The sequence below is a fragment of the Pseudomonas sp. SIMBA_067 genome (assembly GCF_046534675.1).
GTDB classification, from domain to species: domain Bacteria; phylum Pseudomonadota; class Gammaproteobacteria; order Pseudomonadales; family Pseudomonadaceae; genus Aquipseudomonas; species Aquipseudomonas putida.
Genome location: NZ_JAWRYH010000610.1, coordinates 1 through 264 on the forward strand (window position 1 = coordinate 1; position 264 = coordinate 264).

At 42.4% G+C, this 264-nt stretch carries 1 pseudogene; it reads left to right on the top strand.

Annotated elements, in window-relative coordinates:
• Positions 1-264, top strand: a pseudogene (locus tag SB765_RS30545) (sigma-54-dependent Fis family transcriptional regulator); the annotation flags it as partial.

The window sequence follows — 264 nt, forward strand, 5'->3', positions numbered from 1 at the left end:
GGCTCATTCCGAGAAGATTTATACTATCGCTTAAATGTTTTTCCTATTGAGAGCCCATCACTTGCTCAACGTGCAGAAGACATCCCTTTGCTACTTAAAGAGCTAATGCGCCGTGTAAATGAACAAAGCGGTACTACGGCTAAGTTTACAGAGCGTGCTATTGATAGTTTAAAAGAGCATTCTTGGCCGGGTAATATTCGTGAGCTCGCTAACTTAGTTGAGCGTATGGTTATTATGTTCCCAGATAAGGTGGTGGATGTTCCT